The sequence below is a fragment of the Enterobacter sp. RHBSTW-00901 genome (assembly GCF_014103115.1).
GTDB classification, from domain to species: Bacteria; Pseudomonadota; Gammaproteobacteria; order Enterobacterales; family Enterobacteriaceae; genus Enterobacter; species Enterobacter cloacae_P.
On the sequence record NZ_JABXPB010000001.1, the window covers coordinates 3,177,268 to 3,194,582 of the forward strand.

Genomic DNA, 17,315 nt, shown 5'->3' on the forward strand with positions numbered 1-17,315 from the left:
CGAAGTAAGATGTTGCTGTTATGCACTTTGATGGTGTCGGGTACGGTATTTGTCGATCAGCACCGCAATGATGATCACCGCCCCTTTGATCACCAGTTGCCAGAAGTAAGAGACGCCCATCAGCGTCATGCCGTTGTTAAGGGTGGCGATGATCAATGCGCCTACCAGCGTGCCGGTGATCGTGCCGATCCCGCCGACAAAGCTGGTACCGCCGAGGATCACCGCCGCAATGGCATCCAGTTCGTAGCCCATGCCCAGGTTGCCGTTGGCACTGTAGAGTCGTGACGCGCTCATCACCCCGCCTAAGCCCGAGAGCAGGCCGCTCATGCCGTACACGAACAGCAGTACCAGCCAGACCTTGATACCTGTTAAGCGTGCCGCCTGCATGTTGCCGCCCACCGCGTAGATGTGCACACCCAGCGTGGTGCGGCGCAGGATGAACCAGCACAGCGCAATGACCGCCAGAGCAATGACCACCAGCCACGGAACCGGGCCGAGATAGTTATTGCCTATCCACTCGAAGTTGATGTTCGAGTTAATCACCGTTGTGCCGTCTGCCAGCAGGTACGCCGCACCGCGCAGGGCGGTATAGGTACCGAGCGTGACGATAAACGGCGGCAGTCCGGCAAAGGCCACCAGCGCGCCGTTGAACAGCCCCAGTACCAGGCCGAGCATCAGCGCCGCCGGAATGGAGAGCATGGCGAATTCGGGTATCAGCGATACGACCATTGCCGCCACCGCCGTGGTACCCAGAATCGAGCCGACGGAGAGGTCAATCCCACCGGTCAGAATGATGAAGGTCATCCCTGCCGCCAGCACGATGTTGATCGACGCCTGACGGGTGATGTTGAGCAGGTTGCTCTCGGTAAAAAAGTTGGGGGCAATAAAGCCAAATACCGCCACGATCAGGATAAGAATTGGCAAAATACCGACCGTTTGCATCAGATCGCTCATCAGCACTTTTTTGGCGGAGGTCGATTTCGCTACCTGCTGCGGATGGGTTGGGTTTGTCATAATTACACCGCCTGATGATGAGAGTCGTTCACGCCGGTTGCCAGCGTCATAATGTTTTCCTGGGAGATGTCGCGCCCGTGCAGTTCACCCGCGATGCTACCTTCCTGCATCACGTAGACCCGGTCGCTCATGCCCACCACTTCTGGCAGCTCGCTGGAGATCATTAAAATCGCCACCCCTTTATGCGCCATCTGATTCATGATGCGGTAGATCTCGCTTTTTGCGCCGACGTCCACGCCGCGCGTCGGTTCGTCCAGAATCAGGATGCGCGGGCCAATCGCCACCCAGCGGGAGATGAGTAATTTTTGCTGGTTGCCGCCGGATAACCCGCCCGCGCGCACCAGTGAATGGGGGACGCGGATGTTGAGCAGGGCGATGGCCTCATCAGAAATGGACTGTGCTTTTTTACGGTTAAGCATGCCAAAGGTGGCATCACGTTCCAGCGTTGCCATCGTGATGTTCTCCTGTGCCGCCAGCTCCAGGAACAGCCCCTGTTCTTTGCGGTTCTCAGTCAGAAAACCGATGCCGTTTTCGATTGCTGCGCGTGGGGAGTGGATCACCACCGGTTCACCGTCCACTTCAATCATTCCCCCGGTGGCCTTACGTGCGCCGAAAATCAGCTGCGCCAGTTCGGAACGTCCGGCACCGACCAGCCCCGCGAGGCCAACAATTTCGCCGGAACGCACCTGCAGACTGCAGGGCTGCACTTTTTTGCCGTCGGTGAGGTGATGGACGTTGAGACGCGGGCTACCGAGCGGGATATCGCGCTCTTTGTTGAACAGGTCGCTTAACGGACGGCCAACCATCATCTTCACCAGCTCAGACGCATTCAGCTTGTCGCGCGTCAGGCTGCCAACATATTGCCCGTCGCGCAGGACGCTGACGCGGTCAGAGAGTTCGTACACTTCTGCCATACGGTGGCTGATATAAATGATCGCCATTCCTTCATCACGCAGGCGCAAAATCAGTTCAAACAGGCGATGGGTTTCACGCGAAGAGAGGGCAGCGGTCGGTTCATCCATCACCAGAATGCGGCTGTTGCGGTGCAGTGCGCGGGCAATTTCCACCTGCTGTTGCTCGGCGATAGTCAGTTTCATCACCAGGTCGGTGGCTTTGAAGTGTGCGCCAAGACGGTCAATCACCGCCTGGGCCTGAGTCGCCATCTCTTTACGCTGCACCATTCCACCGCGCGACAGTTCGCTACCGAGGAAGATGTTTTCAGCAACGGTCAGGTTGGGTGCAAGCTGCATCTCCTGATAAATCAGGGTAATGCCTGCGGCCAGGGCATCTTTTGGCCCTTTAATGTGAAACGGCTGACCGTCGATCAGGATCTCGCCGCGGGTGGCGGTGTATGCCCCCGCGAGGATTTTCATCAGCGTGCTTTTCCCCGCGCCGTTTTCCCCCATCAGCGCGTGGATCTCACCGGGAAAGACCGTCAAATCCACACCCTTGAGCGCGTGGAAATTGCCAAACGTCTTGGCAATATTGCGCATCTCGAGTACCGGGGTTCTGCTCATGGCGGATCTCCTGTGAATGTCGATATCTGCACTTCATCACAGGTGAGTAAATGCAAAATGTCAGAAGCCGTTCATATTTGTCATAGTTATAAATAGTTAATGTGGATCACAGTTACGGAGCCAACATGTCATCACGCCGACCCCCGTTCTTCGCCAGCGCCCGTGGCCGCCTGCTGATTTTTAATCTGCTGGTGGTGGCAGTGACGCTGATGGTCAGCGGTGTGGCAGTGCTCGGCTTTCGTCATGCCAGCCAGATCCAGGAGCAGGTGCAGCAGCAAACGCTGAATGACATGACCGGCAGCATGAACCTCGCGCGTGACACCGCCAACGTGGCGACCGCGGCGGTGCGGCTCTCGCAGGTGGTGGGGGCGCTGGAATACAAAAGTGAAGCCGACAGGCTGAAACAAACACAAACGGCACTGCGCCACTCGCTGGAACAGCTCGCCGATGCACCACTGGCGCAGCAGGAGCCGGTACTGGTGGCGCGAATCATTCAACGTAGTAATGAATTACAGCAAAGTGTGACAGGTATGCTGGAGCGCGGGCAGCGCCGTCATCTGGAGCGTAACGCGCTGCTCAGCGCGCTTTATCAGAGCCAGAGTTATCTGCGCCATTTGCAGGATATTAACCGTCGTTACGGCAGCAACGTACCGGATGCGCAACAGCTCGCGGAAATGGACAGGCTACTCATCGCCGCCATTGAAACCCCTGCCCCACGCGCCACGGTACAGCAACTGGATACCGTGACGGCGACGTTGCCCCGCAGCGCGAGCCTGCCGGTGGTGAACCTGGTGCTGCCTGATTTTAACGACGAATTACGTAAACTGGCTCCGTTGTCAAAGCAACTGGAAGAGAGCGATCTGTCGATCAGCTGGTATATGTTCCACATCAAGGCGCTGGTGGCGATATTAAACAGCGATATCAATCAGTACGTGGAGCAGGTGGCGCAGGCCTCCACGCTGCGTACCGCCCAGAGTCATCAGGAGTTGCGCTCCATTAGCGTGTTTATCAGCGTGTTTGCCGTACTGGCGCTGATCATTACCGGGTGCGCCTGCTGGTATATTTACCGCAACCTGGGCTCCAACCTGACCGCTATTTCCCGGGCGATGTCGCGTCTTGCCCACGGAGAGCAGGATGTTTCGGTGCCTGCGCTGCAGCGGCGTGACGAGCTGGGGGAACTGGCGCGCGCGTTTAACGTTTTTGCCCGCAATACTGCCTCGCTTGAGCACACCACGCGGTTGCTGAAAGAAAAAACCTCACAGATGGAGATTGACCGCATCGAGCGTCAGGGGCTGGAAGAAGCACTCCTGCATAGCCAGAAGATGAAGGCCGTCGGGCAACTGACGGGAGGACTGGCACATGACTTTAACAACCTGCTGGCGGTGATTATCGGCAGCCTGGAGCTGACCGATCCCACCTCACATGACGCCCCACGCATTACCCGCGCGCTTAAGGCGGCGGAACGTGGCGCACTGCTGACCCAGCGTCTGCTGGCCTTTTCCCGCAAACAATCCCTGACCCCACATGCGGTGGAGATGAAACCGCTACTGGAAAATCTCAGCGAACTGATGTGCCACTCGTTGCCTGCCACTCTCACGCTGGAGATTGAGGCACAATCCCCGGCGTGGCCCGCGTGGATAGATGTGAGCCAGCTGGAGAACGCCATTATTAACCTGGTGATGAACGCCCGCGACGCGATGGAAGGGCAAAGCGGGGTGATTAAGATCCGTACCTGGAATCAGCGTGTGACCCGTAGCGACGGGCGCAGACAGGATATGGTGGCACTGGAGGTCATTGACCGCGGCAGCGGGATGTCGCAGGAGGTGAAATCACAGGTCTTTGAGCCGTTCTTTACGACCAAGCAGACCGGCAGCGGCAGTGGATTAGGCTTGTCGATGGTCTACGGTTTTGTGCGTCAGTCCGGCGGTCGTGTCGAAATTGAAAGCGCACCGGGGCAGGGGACGACCGTGCGCCTCCAGCTTCCGCGCTCGACACTGCCTGCCATTTCTGACGATGAAATACCCGATGCCACGACATCCGGTGAAAGCGAACGGCTGGTTCTGGTGCTGGAGGATGAAGCCGATGTTCGTCAGACCCTGTGCGAGCAGCTGCATCACCTGGGCTATCTGACGCTTGAAACGGACAACGGTGAACAGGCGCTGAGGATGCTGGAGGCGTCGCCGGATATCGGCATATTTATCAGTGACCTGATGCTGCCCGGCAACCTGAGCGGTGCCGAGGTGATTAACCATGTGCGCAGCCACTTCCCTCAGTTACCGGTATTGTTGATCAGCGGCCAGGATTTACGGCCAGCGCATAACCCACAGCTGCCGGACGTGGCATTACTGCGTAAACCTTTTACCCGTGTACAGCTGGCGCAGGCGCTGCGAAAAGTGATGATAATTTGAGATTCCTCTGCTACCTCTGTCGCCTGCCGTTTATTACCTTAAAGCCAGTCCACCTGCGAGTCTGGCCTTATGAAACGTTGCTCTACCGCCCTGTTATTTGGTCTGCTGTCATTAACCAGCCAGCTGGCTCATGCCGATATTGTTGATGATGCTATTGGTAACATTCAGCAGGCGATCAACGATGCCTATAACCCCAGCAGCAGTCGCAGCAACGATGATGGCAATGACGGTTACAGTCGCAGTAGTCAGTCCGACAATCGACGGTACGATGACCGTCGCAGACAGCTTGAAGACCGACGTCAGCGTTTAGATGAGCGCCAGCGCCAGCTGGATGACGATCGGCGTCGGTTAGAAGAGGATGAGCGGCGCCTGGAAGATGATTACGATCGGGGATAAGTGCGGCCTGTTGTCCTCCAGCCCTCTCCCACAGGAGAGGGAGAAAACCTAATCCAGCACTAACACCATGCCGTCATACCCTGCTTCAAACCCGTCCGGCAGTGAATTATCCATCATCCACACGTCAAACTGATGGCTGATATGGGTCAGGATCACCTGCGGGCAGCCAATCACCTCGTTTAACGCAATGACCGTATTTAAATCACAATGATTACGCGGTGTCTCCGCTCGTGGCTCATGGCTGCAGTCAATAATCATTGCCTGTGGTGGGTTGTTGAGCAGAAACTTCATCGTTTTCTCCGGCAGGCCAGCGGTATCAGAAAGCCACGCCACACGGCTGTGGGAAGATTCCAGCAGATAGCCGAACGTGGGTTTCGAATGGTTCAGCGGCAGCGGTGTGACCCGTAGCCCCTGTAGCTCAAACACCACAAATGGCTCTGGCGTGTGGCTAAAATCCAGAAGCCCCGGATGTTTGAATAAGTCATCACAGCCCGCTTCGTCCGGCGGGCCGTATACCGGAATGGTTGCCCCCACACCCCAGCGCAGGGGGAATAGCCCCTGAACGTGATCCATATGATAGTGGGTGAGCAAAAACTGCCGGAAACTGCCCGCTGGCCAGTCGTCCATCAGGTGCGGAATGCCCGCGTCCAGCAACGTGACCGCATCGTTGAATTTGACCACCGCACTGCAGGGACGGCGGCGATATGCTTCCTGCAAACGTGCCCGGCGACACGCCGCGCAATCGCAGCCAAATACCGGCACCAGTTGGGCACCACCGGTGCCGGTTAATGTGATAGTCAGACTCATCGCACACCTCTACAGCGGTTTGGTGAATCGAAAATGGCTCTGCGTATACCCTTCACGAACATAGAAACGGTGGGCGTCTACACGCCTGACGCTGGTGGATAGCTCCGTCAGCTCTGCCCCCGCCTGGCGTGCCACGTCTTCCGCCCAGGACAGCAACTGGCTCCCCACTTTTAACCCGCGCGCCTGTGGCATCACCACCAGCTCCTGGATCTCACCGATCCATCGGGCATGGTGCAGATGAAACTGCATATGCAGGCCAATCATGCCGACGACCTGCCCGTCCAGTTCAGCCAGCTGATAGTGCATGCTGTGATCCTGAAGATTGGCAAGAAACCCGGCGTGAAATGCCTGGTTATCGAACTTAGCCTGCTTAAGCTCGCAGATCAGGGCATAGACGATCTGCGCGTCAACGGCGGTGGCGGGGCGAAGCTGGCAGTCAGGCATGTTGTTTCTCCTTCTGACGGATAAGCGATAAAAAGTTATCGACTGACTGTAGCAAACTTCCGTCGTTATTGAGGATATGGCATTGCGATGGGGTATAGCGCGCCGCACGTTCCAGCCGCTGGTCTATCTCGCGAGCCGATTCGCGTCCCCGGCTTTGCAACCGGCTACGCAGGATATCCGGTGACACCTGCAGACAGACCGGCAGCAGCGCCGCTTCATAGCGGGCGCGAGCCTGTTGAAGGTGCGCCCGTGAGCCGTTGACCAGCACATCAAAACCCGCGTGCAGCCACAGGTCGATCTCAATGCCGATGCCGTAGTAATAACCGTTGGCGTGCCAGCTCAGCGCCAGCAGATTTTGCCCGGCGCGGGTAAAAAACTCCTGCTCGCTCAGGGCAATATGGTTTTCACTCCCGGCGTTCGCCGCGCGGGTAATGTAGCGGTGCGCTACCAGTAGCTGTGGATGTTCCCGCTGGCGTAATGCCGACAGCAGGCTGTCCTTGCCGGAACCTGATGGCCCCATTAACCAGATGAGTCTTCCCATCAAAACACCCTTTTTCCCTGACGCCAGACGTGGTCGATATGGATGTGCTCGCCTTTACGGTGGGCCAGCACCAGATCCGCCCGTTTACCTTCGGCAATTTCACCGCGATCGTGAAGATTGAGCGCCGTTGCCGGGTTTTTCGTCACCAGACGGATCGCCTGCGGTAGCGTGAAGGGGTTGTGTTCGTCATCTGCTACCCGGAAGGCCGCGTCCAGCAGGCTGGCGGGGTAGTAGTCGGAGGAGAGAATATCCAGCAGGCCGAGTGATGCGAGCTGGCTTGCCGCCACGTTGCCGGAGTGCGAGCCGCCGCGCACGATATTCGGTGCGCCCATCAGCACGTTCATGCCGTGTTTGCGTGAGGCTTCCGCTGCTTCGAATGTGGTGGGAAATTCGGCGATCACGCTGCCAAGCTGATGAGATTCGAGCACATGATCGTGTGTGGCGTCGTCATGGCTGGCTAGCGCAATATTGCGATCCCGGCACAGAGCGGCAATGGAGAGGCGGTTTGGTTGCGACCACTGCGCTGCCAGTGCGAGTTGCTCTTCTTCATAACGGGCCATCTCTTCATCAGAAAGGGAATATTTGCCCTGATAGTATTCACGATACTTCTCAATATTGGCGAACTGGCGCTGCCCCGGAGAGTGATCCATCAGCGACACCAGTGAGACCGGCTCGCGGCCAACCAGTTTTTCAAACAGCGGCAGGGTAGTGTGGTGCGGCAGTTCGCAGCGCAGATGCAGGCGGTGCTCGGCGCGGTTGAGGCCGCGCTTTTGCGTCTCTTCCACGGCGTTGATCATCTTTTCCAGGTTTTCCAGACGATCGCCACCGTCGCGTACATCACCAATCGCCACCGCGTCCAGTACGGTGGTGATGCCGCTGGCAACCATCAGCGCGTCGTGGCTGCTCATTGCCGAATGGGCGGGCCAGTCTACCTTCGGGCGCGGGGTGAAAAATTTATCCAGATTATCGGTATGCAGCTCGATAAGCCCTGGCAGTAGCCAGCCGCCTTCGCCGTCCATCGCTTCGGGTGAGCGGCTCTGGGTTTCGGCAAACGCACGGATCACGCCATCCTGGATCTCAATCGAGCCGTCCACCACCTCATTTTCCAGCACCAGTTTTACGTTATTGATAATCATGCGTTGGTCCCCATCGGGTGCAGTCTGTCTGCCACGCGCGAACGCACGGTTTCGTCGTGGAAGATCCCCACGATCGCCGCGCCGCGTGCTTTGGCCTGTTCGATCAGTTCAACCACTGCTGCACTGTTCTTGCTGTCCAGCGAGGCGGTAGGTTCATCGAGCAGTAAAATCGGGTAATCGACGATAAACCCGCGTGCAATGTTCACGCGCTGCTGTTCACCACCGGAAAAAGTAGAAGGGGCGAGATGCCACAGGCGTTCCGGCACGTTGAGGCGCGTCAGCAGGCCCGCAGCTTTGGCGGCGCAGGTTTCACGCGGCACTCCCAGATCCAGTAGCGGCTGCATCACAACGTCCAGCGCGGAGATCCTGGGGATCACCCGCAGAAACTGGCTCACCCAGCCGATCGTTGAACGGCGGACTTCCAGCACCTTGCGTGCCGGGGCTTGCACCAGATCCACCCACTCATCGCTGTGGCGAATATGAATATGGCCTTCATCCGGCAGATAGTTGGCGTACAGGGAGCGCAACAATGTTGATTTTCCGCTGCCGGAGTGGCCGTGTAGCACCACACATTCGCCATTGCTGACCTCCAGAGAGGCATTTTGCAGTACCGGCAGGCGCACACCGTTTTGCTGGTGGAGCACAAAGGTTTTACTCACGTTTTCTACGCGGATCATGTTGGCCTCTTAGTTCTGCAATACCGATGACACCAGCAGTTGGGTGTACGGATGGTGCGGGTCGTCGAGCACGCGGTCGGTTAGCCCACTTTCCACCACCTGACCCTGCTTCATGACCAGCAGGCGGTCTGCCAGCAGGCGCGCAACGCCCAGATCGTGGGTGACAATCACCACCGCGAGGTTCAGCTCTACCACCAGGCCACGCAGGAGATCGAGCAGGCGCGCCTGAACGGACACATCCAGCCCTCCGGTGGGTTCATCCATAAACACCAGCTTCGGATGGGTGACCAGGTTGCGGGCGATCTGCAGGCGCTGCTGCATGCCACCGGAAAAGGTGGTTGGCAGGTCGTCGATGCGTGAGGCGGGGATCTCCACCTCTTCAAGCCAGTGCTGCGCGGTGGCGCGAATATTGCCGTAGTGACGTGCGCCGGTCGCCATCAGCCGCTCGCCGATGTTGCCCCCCGCAGAAACCTGGCGGCGCAGGCCGTCCATTGGGTGCTGATGTACCACGCCCCACTCGGTGCGCAGCAGGCGGCGGCGCTCGGCTTCACTCATGCCATACAGCGACTGGCCTTCATATAAAATGTCACCGTTGTGCGGCGTCAGGCGCGCGGAGATAGACTTCAGCAGGGTGGTTTTGCCGGAACCGGACTCGCCGACAATCCCGAGCACTTCGCCGGGCCACAGCTCGAACGAGACGTCGCTGAAGCCTTTGCCAGGCGCATAAAGATGGGTCAGATTGTTGACCGAAAGCAGCGGTTTCATTGGCCGTTCGCCTCGCTCTGTTGGCGGCAGTAATCGGTGTCGGAGCAGACAAACATCCGTTTGCCCGTGTCATCCAGCACCACTTCATCCAGATAGCTGTGCTTCGAGCCGCAGATGGCACACGGTTCGTCCCACTCCTGCACCGTAAACGGATGGTCATCGAAATCGAGACTCTCCACGCGGGTGTAAGGCGGTACGGCATAGATGCGCTTTTCGCGCCCGGCCCCAAACAGCTGCAGGGCGGGCATCATGTCCATCTTCGGGTTATCGAATTTTGGGATCGGCGATGGGTCCATCACGTAGCGACCGTTGACCTTCACCGGGTAGGCGTAAGTGGTGGCGATATGGCCGAAGCGGGCGATATCCTCGTACAGTTTCACCTGCATCACGCCGTACTCTTCCAGCGCGTGCATGGTGCGGGTTTCGGTTTCGCGTGGCTCGATAAAGCGCAGTGGCTCCGGGATCGGCACCTGGAAAATCAAAATCTGATCTTCGGTGAGCGGCGTTTCCGGAATGCGGTGGCGGGTCTGGATCAGCGTTGCGTCTTCGGTTTTTTCAGTGGTGTTGACGCCCGTCACGCGCGTAAAGAAGTTGCGGATCGACACCGCGTTGGTGGTGTCATCAGCGCCCTGGTCGATGACCTTCAGCACGTCTGCTTCGCCAATCACGCTGGCGGTGAGCTGAATACCACCCGTACCCCAGCCGTAAGGCATCGGCATTTCACGGCCACCGAACGGTACCTGGTAGCCCGGAATGGCGACCGCCTTCAGGATGGCGCGACGGATCATGCGTTTGGTTTGCTCATCCAGATAAGCAAAGTTGTAGCCGCTTAAGTTAGCCATGGGTGCGCTCCCGTTGCAGGCGTTTCAGCAGTTCCAGTTCGGCCTGGAAATCGACGTAGTGCGGCAGTTTGAGGTGCGAGACAAAACCTGCGGCTTCAACGTTATCCGCATGAGCCAGCACAAACTCTTCGTCCTGCGCCGGGCCGGAGATATGCTCGCCGTAGTCCGGTGCCTGCAGGGCGCGGTCAACCAGCGCCATCGCCATCGCTTTGCGTTCGCCAAGGCCGAACACCAGCCCGTAGCCGCGGGTGAAGTGCGGATCGCTCTCTTCGGGTGCGACAAAACCGTTGACCATTTCGCACTCGGTCATCAGCAGTTCGCCGACGTTTACCGCAAAACCTAGCTCTTCCGGCACAATTTCGACATCGATAGAGCCGCTGCGAATTTCTGCCGCAAACGGGTGATTGCGCCCGTAGCCACGCTGGGTGGAGTAGGCCAGCGCCAGCAGGTAGCCCTCATCGCCACGCATCAGCTGTTGCAGGCGTGAAGAGCGTGAGCACGGATAGACCGGTGGGGTGCGGGTGATGTCATCAGGCTGAGCACCTGAGTCCTCTTCCGCTTTCGCCAGCCCCTGTTTCGCCAGCAGGCTAAAGACGTGCGGGGACGGTTCCTGGGCGGCGTCGGAGGCGGTGAGTGACGACGTTTCACCGTTTGCCAGCAGGGTGAAGTCCAGCAGACGATGGGTATAGTCGTAGGTGGGGCCAAGCAGCTGGCCGCCGGGGAGATCTTTGTACACCGCGGAGATGCGGCGTTCCAGACGCATTTCAGCCGTGTTCACCGGCTCGCTCACTGCCAGTCTGGCAAGCGTCGTGCGGTAGGCACGCAGCAGGAAGATAGCTTCGACGTTATCGCCGCTGGCCTGCTTCAGCGCCAGCGCCGCCAGCTCGCGATCGGCGATGCCTCCTTCGGTCATCACCCGGTCGACGGCCAGATTTAATTGCTGCTCAATCTGGGCGACGCTCAGCTCGGGAAGCTGGTCATCGCCCCGTCGTCTGTGCTCCTGCAACCTGTGGGCGGCGGCAATCGCCTTCTCGCCCCCTTTGACGGCAACGTACATCAGCACACCTCCACATGGGTGGTTCGCGGAATAGCCAGCAGGCGTTCGCCGCAGGTCAGGATCAGGTCGATACCGAGCGGGAACGGGTGCGGGCGTTCAGTCAGTTCATGAATGATGCACTCCGGTAGCTGTGGTGCGACCATGCGCTCGTCGGCGATACCCGCACCCGTCAGGCGCAGCATGCGACCACCGCTCAGGCTGGATACCTGCAAAATCAGCGTGGCGCTGGTTTCCGGGGCGACAGCCGTGCCTTCGCTCAGGGCGTTGAGCTGCTCGTGGCTGATTTGTTCGTCGGCCACGGCAAATACCGCCTGCCGGGGCTGTTCAACCAGTGGGGCGTTGGTATGAAAACGCAGGTTCTGGCTGGCGATATCATTCGACAGCGCGCCTGAGAGCCACACTGGGGTGTCGTTGTCGGCCAGAGTCAGCAGCACGCTGGTGGTGGCGAGGTTCAGCGGCAGCCAGCCCTGGGAGAGCTGATGCAGCGAGACGATCACACCTGGCTCGCTCATGGCTTTCAGCAGGCGACGGAAACTCTGTTGGGCATCCTGGACGGCCAGGGTAAAAGCAGGTTGAAGCGTCATGCGTTGTCTCCGCGAACGAGCGTAAAGAAGTCGACCCGGCTGGTGTTCACTTCGGCCTGACGTGCGGCAATACGGGCAACGCGGTCAGCTTCCAGCGGGGCAATGAGGGTTTCCATCAGGGTCTGGAAATGGGGTTGTTCCTGCAACAGGGCGTCGACCACAGCACAGCGCTCGGCGTGTTGTTTATCGCGCCCTAGCACGTAGCTGTAACCCAGCGTGCCGCTACTCAGGCGGATCACGGCGCGTGTTAATGTGGCGTCACCGGCGAAGAAGCGCTCGCCCGTGCCGCCCATGCGTGCCTGGATTTGTACCAGGCCAATTTCCGGTGCGCGGAGGGTTTCGTAATCGGGTATCAGGCTGAGTGCGTTCATACGGCCAGAGAGTGCGGCTGGCTGGCTGTGAGCGAGCACGCGCATCCAGCGCTGACGTGTGGAGGTGTCGAAGTGCATTCAGTGCTCCATAGTGAATTCAATCATGTCGGCGCGGGTCAGGCTGACGGAGTATTCCGTCGCGTTGATCTCACCGTCACGGTGGTTAAGGGTGCGCACGCAGAGCAGCGGAGCCATGTTGGGGATCTCCAGCACGTTGCTCTCTTTGGCCTGCGCGCGGCGGGCGCTGATGCGCGTCTGGGTGCGTTTGAGCGCAATGCCCGTGGCGTCACGCAGGAAGTCATGCAGCGAACCGCTGGAGAAGTTTTGCAGCACCGGCCAGAGCGTCAGGTCGGCGAAGTAGTGGTCTATCTGACACACTGCCACACCGTTGACCCGGCGCAGGGTACGCAGGTGGATGACGTTGTCACCCTTCTGAATACCCATTGCATCTGCCACGTGACTGGAGGCCGGGCGCAGCACCGACAGCAGTTTTTCGCTGGTGGGGTGGCTGCCCTGATCAAGCAGATTCTGGCTAAAGCGTGCCTGCGCGTTGAGCGGATAATCGAACGGGCGCATCAGCACCAGCACGCCAACACCCTGACGGCGCTGCACCCAGCCGCGTTCGACCAGCTGATCAATGGCGCGACGCAGGGTGTGGCGGTTCACTTCATAGCGGTCGGCAAGCTGTTGTTCGGCAGGCAGGTAATCTCCGCAACGGTAATGCGTGCGCAGTTCCACCTCGAGCCTGGCTGCAATCTCTTGCCAGCGGGTTGGGTAACTGGTCGGATGTCTGGATAAGTGCATATCAATCAAAGCCTCGCTATCTCAGATGAAGTGCTTACGCAAACGTTGAGAGAGGAAATCCAGCAGGCTGACGGTAATGATGATGAGCACCATCAGGGCGCAGGTTTGCTGGAACTGGAAACCGCGAATGGCTTCCCACAGGGTGACGCCAATACCGCCTGCGCCGACCATGCCAACAACGGTGGCGGAGCGGACGTTGGACTCAAAGCGGTACAGTGAGTAGGAGATCAGCAGTGGCATCACCTGCGGCAGTACGCCGTAGAGGATCTCTTCGATTTTGTTGGCACCGGTGGCGCGAATACCTTCGACCGGTCCGGGCTCGATGGCTTCGACCGCCTCAGAAAGCAGCTTGGAGAGCACGCCGGTGGTGTGAATGAACAGTGCCATTACGCCCGCGAAGGGACCAAGGCCAACGGCGACCACAAACAGCATCGCAAACACCATTTCGTTGATGGCCCGGCAGGCGTCCATCAGGCGGCGCATCGGCTGGTAAATCCACCACGGCACGATGTTTTCGGCGCTCATCAGACCAAACGGAATGGAGAGAATGACGGCAAGGGCGGTGCCCCAGACGGCAATTTGCAGGGTGGTTGCCATTTCGCCAAGGTAGTCCTGCCACTGGCTGAAGTCTGGCGGGAAGAAATCGGCGGCGAAGGTCGCCATGTTGCCGGAATCTTTGAAGAGCAGCAGTGGATCCATTTCTGCACCCTTCCAGGAGATAACAAGTACCGCCAGCAGGATGGCCCAGCTTAATAGCGAGAACCAGCTGCGCTTCGGCGGTGGGACAGTGATGGTTTGCATGTGTGTTCCTTTATCTGTTCTCCCTCTCCCTGTGGGAGAGGGAACCTGAGTTACTGCACTGCTTTATTCACGCTGGTCATCGCACCGAGCGCGGCGGTCAGACGGTCAAGATCTTCCAGCTTCGCCTGAATCTCAGACACTTTGCTGGTCTTCTCTTCGTCCTTCAGACCTTTGTTGTCCTTCACGCCCTGCATCTCTTTAAACAGCGCCAGCTGGCGAATTGGCACCAGCTGCAGGTCGCTGGATGCGCGGAATGGAGCCCAGCCCAGCTTCGCCAGAACCGCCTTCTCTTCCGGCGTTTTGCCGTAGTTCATGAAGAAGTCGTACACCTTGTCCTTGGTGCTTTCGGAGAGGTTTTTACGCCACACAATCGGGTCGCCCGGGATTAGCGGAGATTTCCAGATAACCTTCAGCTCTTTCAGCTTGTCCGGCGCTGAAGTCTTCAGCTTGTCGAGGTTTTCAGTGTTGTTGGTGGCAACATCCACCTGCTTGTTCGCCACGGCCAGAGCGTTGGTTTCGTGGCTGGCGTTAACGGTGCGTTTGAAGTCGCTGGCGGAGGCGTTGTTCTTCGCGAAGACGTAGTAGCCAGGGACGAGGAAGCCAGAAGTGGAGTTTGGGTCGCCGTTACCAAAGGTCAGATCTTTGCGTTTGGCGAGCATATCGTTGAGGTTGTTGATCGGGCTGTCTTTGTTGACGATCAGCACGCTCCAGTAACCCGGGGAGCCATCCGCTGCAACGGTCTGTGCAAAGACCTGGCCGTTCGCGCGATCCACCGCTTCCATTGCGGAGAGGTTGCCGTACCAGGCGATGTCCACTTTGTTAAAGCGCATCCCCTGGATAATGCCCGCATAGTCCGGGGCGAAGAAGGCGTTCGCTTTGATCCCCAGTTTGGTTTCCATATCTTTCAGGAAGGGTTCCCACTGAGGCTTCAGGTTCTGCTGTGATTCCGTCGAAATAATGCCATAGTTCAACGCTTTTTCCTGCTCCTCTGCGTGTGCAGGGCTTAACAGGGTGCTGATGCTGAACATGCTGGTAAAGGCCAGCGCGGCAACCGTTTTATAGCTCATTTCCATTCCTCGTAGTGGGGACGTTAAGCAGCCTGCGCGTTCTCTTCGACGCGGTTAATGCTGCGGTAGAGATGGTCAAAACGTTCGTTATCAAACTGATGGCTTGCACCATCAAAGAACACATGTCCCTGACGCAGCGCGACGATACGTTCGCAGTAGCGCAGGGCGTAATCCACCTGATGCAGCGTCACCACCACGGTGATGCCATCGTTCTGGTTAATGTCACGCAGGGTTTCCATCACGATGCGGGCCGATTCCGGATCCAGTGAGGCGATAGGTTCGTCAGCCAGAATGATTTTCGCTTTCTGCATTAGCGCGCGAGCAATGGCCACGCGTTGCTGTTGTCCACCGGACAGGGTGGAGACACGCTGATGGGCAAAGTGCGCCATACCTACGCGGGTTAGCGCCTGCAAGGCTTCTTGCTTCTGGGAAGGAGAGAACCAGCGCAGGCAGGTGCGCCAGAACGGGGTGCTGCCGAGCGCGCCGATCAGCACGTTTTCCAGTACTGTCAGGCGATTCACCAGGTTGAACTGCTGGAAGATATAGCCCGTCTGGGCGCGGCTTTTGCGGATATTACTCGCCAGACGGCCAGCACGCTGTACGGTGTTACCCAGCAACTCGACGTGGCTTTCCGGTGTTTTATCGCAGGTGAGAAGGCCGCTTAAATGACGCAGAAGGGTGGATTTACCGGAACCGGATGGCCCCAGCAGAGCGACCATTTCACCCTGCTGGACAGTCAGATCAACGGTGTGCAGAGCCTTATTGTGGTGGAAGGTCTTGCTCAGTTTCTCGACGCGAATGACGGTTTGCATGTGCTGGGCCTCACGATAAATGTGGCCTCATGCTGGCGCATCAATATGACATTTTGGTTAAGTCCCGGTTGCGGGAATTTGAAGAGTTGAGCGGAATTTGATGACAGGCGGAGGCAGACTGCCCACCGCCAGCAGGTTAGTGCGGTTTAAGGACATTAATCATCCACGGCACGCCGTATTTATCGATAACTTTACCGAAACCGTGTGCCCAGAAGGTCTCCTGCCAGGCCATTTCGATGATACCGCCAGCGGCAAGGTTATCGAACCAGCGCTTACCCTCAGCGACATCCTCGGTGTCGAGTACCAGGGTGAACCCGGCATACTGTGCTTTGCTGCCGGGGGGCAGCCCATCGCTCATCATGATATCGCTGCCAGCGATGCGGACATTGGAGTGAGCGATAGCGGAATCCGGGAACTGCATGCCAGAGGGACAGCCTTCTGCACTGTTATCGCTTTTTGGCATTTCGCCGAAGGTGATTTTATAAAGAAGCTCTGCGCCGACAGCGTGCTGATAGAAGGCGCTTGCCTCTGCACAGTTGCCGGCGAAAGAGATATAGGGACTTAACGGCATAATCATTACCTCAGGTAAGAGAAGCCCGTTAAGTGTAGTGCTCATACGCCCGGTAAGCGAAGCACCACCGGGCGTTTTTGCCGGATAAACTGTGTTTATCCAGCCTGGAGACTTAAAAAATCAGTTCTTTTTCACGAACTCAGATTTCAGTTTCATCGGGCCAAAACCGTCAATTTTGCAATCGATATTATGATCGCCTTCAACCAGACGGATATTTTTCACCCTGGTGCCGATTTTCAGCATAGAAGAGCTGCCTTTAACCTTCAGGTCTTTAATCACGGTAACGCTGTCGCCATCAGCCAGCAGATTACCGTTAGCATCTTTAACGACAAGTGCATCACTATCCTGACTATCCTGAGACGGTTCTGCATCATTCCATTCGTGAGCGCATTCCGGGCAGATGAACATGCCATTATCTTCATAGGTGTATTCAGAATTGCATTTCGGGCAGTGTGGGAGTGACATAGGGGTATCCTCAAAAAGTGCTTAACACGCTGGAAAGTGCCAGCTAAATGGCGGCAGAGTGCCGAAAAAGGTGGCAAGTATAACGCAAATCCACAGTGTTGTCGGTGATATTGTTTAATAAAAAAGTGTGGAAAGCGTGTTGGGAGTGACACTTTCTGTCAGTCAGTTAAGCGATGCTTACGTCATTAACACGGTGGAAAGAATTGGCGCTAAATATATTGAATATTTTATTGCAG

At 57.7% G+C, this 17,315-nt stretch carries 20 protein-coding genes; 2 read left to right on the forward strand and 18 right to left on the reverse strand.

Translation table 11 applies throughout. From position 1 onward, the window contains the following. Positions 1 to 18: 18 nt before the first annotated feature. A complete protein-coding gene (locus HV318_RS15265; protein ID WP_182273430.1) occupies positions 19 to 1,014 on the reverse strand; it encodes an ABC transporter permease subunit in 996 nt (331 codons plus the stop codon). A gap of 2 nt (positions 1,015 to 1,016) precedes the next feature. Next, complete coding sequence (locus HV318_RS15270) at positions 1,017 to 2,531, reverse strand: sugar ABC transporter ATP-binding protein (RefSeq protein ID WP_182273431.1); 1,515 nt, start codon at positions 2,529 to 2,531, stop codon at positions 1,017 to 1,019. 125 nt (positions 2,532 to 2,656) lie between these two features. Between HV318_RS15270 and HV318_RS15275 the strand changes: the two genes are divergently transcribed. Both HV318_RS15275 and yjdP read left to right on the forward strand, forming a co-directional pair. After that, positions 2,657 to 4,939 (forward strand): ATP-binding protein, encoded by a 2,283-nt coding sequence (locus HV318_RS15275; RefSeq protein ID WP_182273432.1) that lies wholly within the window; start codon positions 2,657 to 2,659, stop codon positions 4,937 to 4,939. A 69-nt stretch (positions 4,940 to 5,008) separates the two neighbouring features. Continuing rightward, the gene (yjdP, locus tag HV318_RS15280) at positions 5,009 to 5,335 is read left to right on the forward strand and encodes a DDRRRQL repeat protein YjdP (RefSeq protein ID WP_182273433.1); all 327 of its coding nucleotides are present in this window, start codon (positions 5,009 to 5,011) and stop codon (positions 5,333 to 5,335) included. A gap of 48 nt (positions 5,336 to 5,383) precedes the next feature. On the opposite strand, the gene phnP is transcribed toward yjdP, so the two are convergent. The 16 genes from phnP to HV318_RS15360 form a co-directional block, all read right to left on the reverse strand. Further along, the gene (phnP, locus tag HV318_RS15285) at positions 5,384 to 6,142 is read right to left on the reverse strand and encodes a phosphonate metabolism protein PhnP (RefSeq protein WP_182273434.1); all 759 of its coding nucleotides are present in this window, start codon (positions 6,140 to 6,142) and stop codon (positions 5,384 to 5,386) included. 9 nt (positions 6,143 to 6,151) lie between these two features. Beyond that, on the reverse strand, positions 6,152 to 6,586 hold the full coding sequence (phnO, locus tag HV318_RS15290) for an aminoalkylphosphonate N-acetyltransferase (protein WP_182273435.1): 435 nt from the start codon (positions 6,584 to 6,586) through the stop codon (positions 6,152 to 6,154). After that, entirely contained in the window at positions 6,579 to 7,130 is a 552-nt protein-coding gene (gene phnN / locus HV318_RS15295; protein WP_182273436.1) for a ribose 1,5-bisphosphokinase, read from the reverse strand. Before phnN ends, phnO begins: the two co-directional genes overlap by 8 nt. Next, the gene (gene phnM / locus HV318_RS15300; RefSeq protein WP_182273437.1) at positions 7,127 to 8,263 is read right to left on the reverse strand and encodes an alpha-D-ribose 1-methylphosphonate 5-triphosphate diphosphatase; all 1,137 of its coding nucleotides are present in this window, start codon (positions 8,261 to 8,263) and stop codon (positions 7,127 to 7,129) included. The genes phnN and phnM overlap by 4 nt, the downstream gene beginning before the upstream one ends. Then, the gene (phnL, locus tag HV318_RS15305) at positions 8,260 to 8,940 is read right to left on the reverse strand and encodes a phosphonate C-P lyase system protein PhnL (RefSeq protein WP_182273438.1); all 681 of its coding nucleotides are present in this window, start codon (positions 8,938 to 8,940) and stop codon (positions 8,260 to 8,262) included. Before phnL ends, phnM begins: the two co-directional genes overlap by 4 nt. Positions 8,941 to 8,949: 9 nt before the next feature. After that, complete coding sequence (gene phnK, locus HV318_RS15310; RefSeq protein ID WP_182273439.1) at positions 8,950 to 9,705, reverse strand: phosphonate C-P lyase system protein PhnK; 756 nt, start codon at positions 9,703 to 9,705, stop codon at positions 8,950 to 8,952. Then, positions 9,702 to 10,547: an alpha-D-ribose 1-methylphosphonate 5-phosphate C-P-lyase PhnJ gene (gene phnJ, locus HV318_RS15315; protein WP_182273440.1), complete on the reverse strand. Its 846-nt coding sequence runs from the start codon at positions 10,545 to 10,547 to the stop codon at positions 9,702 to 9,704. The genes phnK and phnJ overlap by 4 nt, the downstream gene beginning before the upstream one ends. After that, the gene (locus HV318_RS15320) at positions 10,540 to 11,604 is read right to left on the reverse strand and encodes a carbon-phosphorus lyase complex subunit (RefSeq protein ID WP_182273441.1); all 1,065 of its coding nucleotides are present in this window, start codon (positions 11,602 to 11,604) and stop codon (positions 10,540 to 10,542) included. The genes phnJ and HV318_RS15320 overlap by 8 nt, the downstream gene beginning before the upstream one ends. Then, on the reverse strand, positions 11,604 to 12,188 hold the full coding sequence (phnH, locus tag HV318_RS15325; RefSeq protein WP_182273442.1) for a phosphonate C-P lyase system protein PhnH: 585 nt from the start codon (positions 12,186 to 12,188) through the stop codon (positions 11,604 to 11,606). The genes HV318_RS15320 and phnH overlap by 1 nt, the downstream gene beginning before the upstream one ends. Next, positions 12,185 to 12,637 carry a phosphonate C-P lyase system protein PhnG gene (gene phnG, locus HV318_RS15330; RefSeq protein ID WP_182273443.1) on the reverse strand — a complete coding sequence of 151 codons (453 nt, stop codon included), beginning with the start codon at positions 12,635 to 12,637 and terminating at the stop codon, positions 12,185 to 12,187. Before phnG ends, phnH begins: the two co-directional genes overlap by 4 nt. After that, complete coding sequence (gene phnF / locus HV318_RS15335; protein WP_182273444.1) at positions 12,638 to 13,363, reverse strand: phosphonate metabolism transcriptional regulator PhnF; 726 nt, start codon at positions 13,361 to 13,363, stop codon at positions 12,638 to 12,640. It lies immediately after the preceding gene. 21 nt (positions 13,364 to 13,384) lie between these two features. Next, the gene (gene phnE / locus HV318_RS15340; protein WP_182273445.1) at positions 13,385 to 14,164 is read right to left on the reverse strand and encodes a phosphonate ABC transporter, permease protein PhnE; all 780 of its coding nucleotides are present in this window, start codon (positions 14,162 to 14,164) and stop codon (positions 13,385 to 13,387) included. A 50-nt stretch (positions 14,165 to 14,214) separates the two neighbouring features. Further along, a complete protein-coding gene (gene phnD, locus HV318_RS15345; RefSeq protein WP_182273446.1) occupies positions 14,215 to 15,231 on the reverse strand; it encodes a phosphonate ABC transporter substrate-binding protein in 1,017 nt (338 codons plus the stop codon). Between the two features lie 23 nt (positions 15,232 to 15,254). Further along, the gene (phnC, locus tag HV318_RS15350; protein WP_182273447.1) at positions 15,255 to 16,043 is read right to left on the reverse strand and encodes a phosphonate ABC transporter ATP-binding protein; all 789 of its coding nucleotides are present in this window, start codon (positions 16,041 to 16,043) and stop codon (positions 15,255 to 15,257) included. Positions 16,044 to 16,179: 136 nt separating this feature from the next. Further along, positions 16,180 to 16,614: a VOC family metalloprotein YjdN gene (yjdN, locus tag HV318_RS15355; RefSeq protein ID WP_182273448.1), complete on the reverse strand. Its 435-nt coding sequence runs from the start codon at positions 16,612 to 16,614 to the stop codon at positions 16,180 to 16,182. Positions 16,615 to 16,734: 120 nt separating this feature from the next. Further along, positions 16,735 to 17,079, reverse strand: coding sequence for a zinc ribbon domain-containing protein YjdM (locus HV318_RS15360; RefSeq protein WP_182273449.1), 345 nt, complete (start codon positions 17,077 to 17,079; stop codon positions 16,735 to 16,737). Between the last annotated feature and the right edge of the window lie 236 nt (positions 17,080 to 17,315).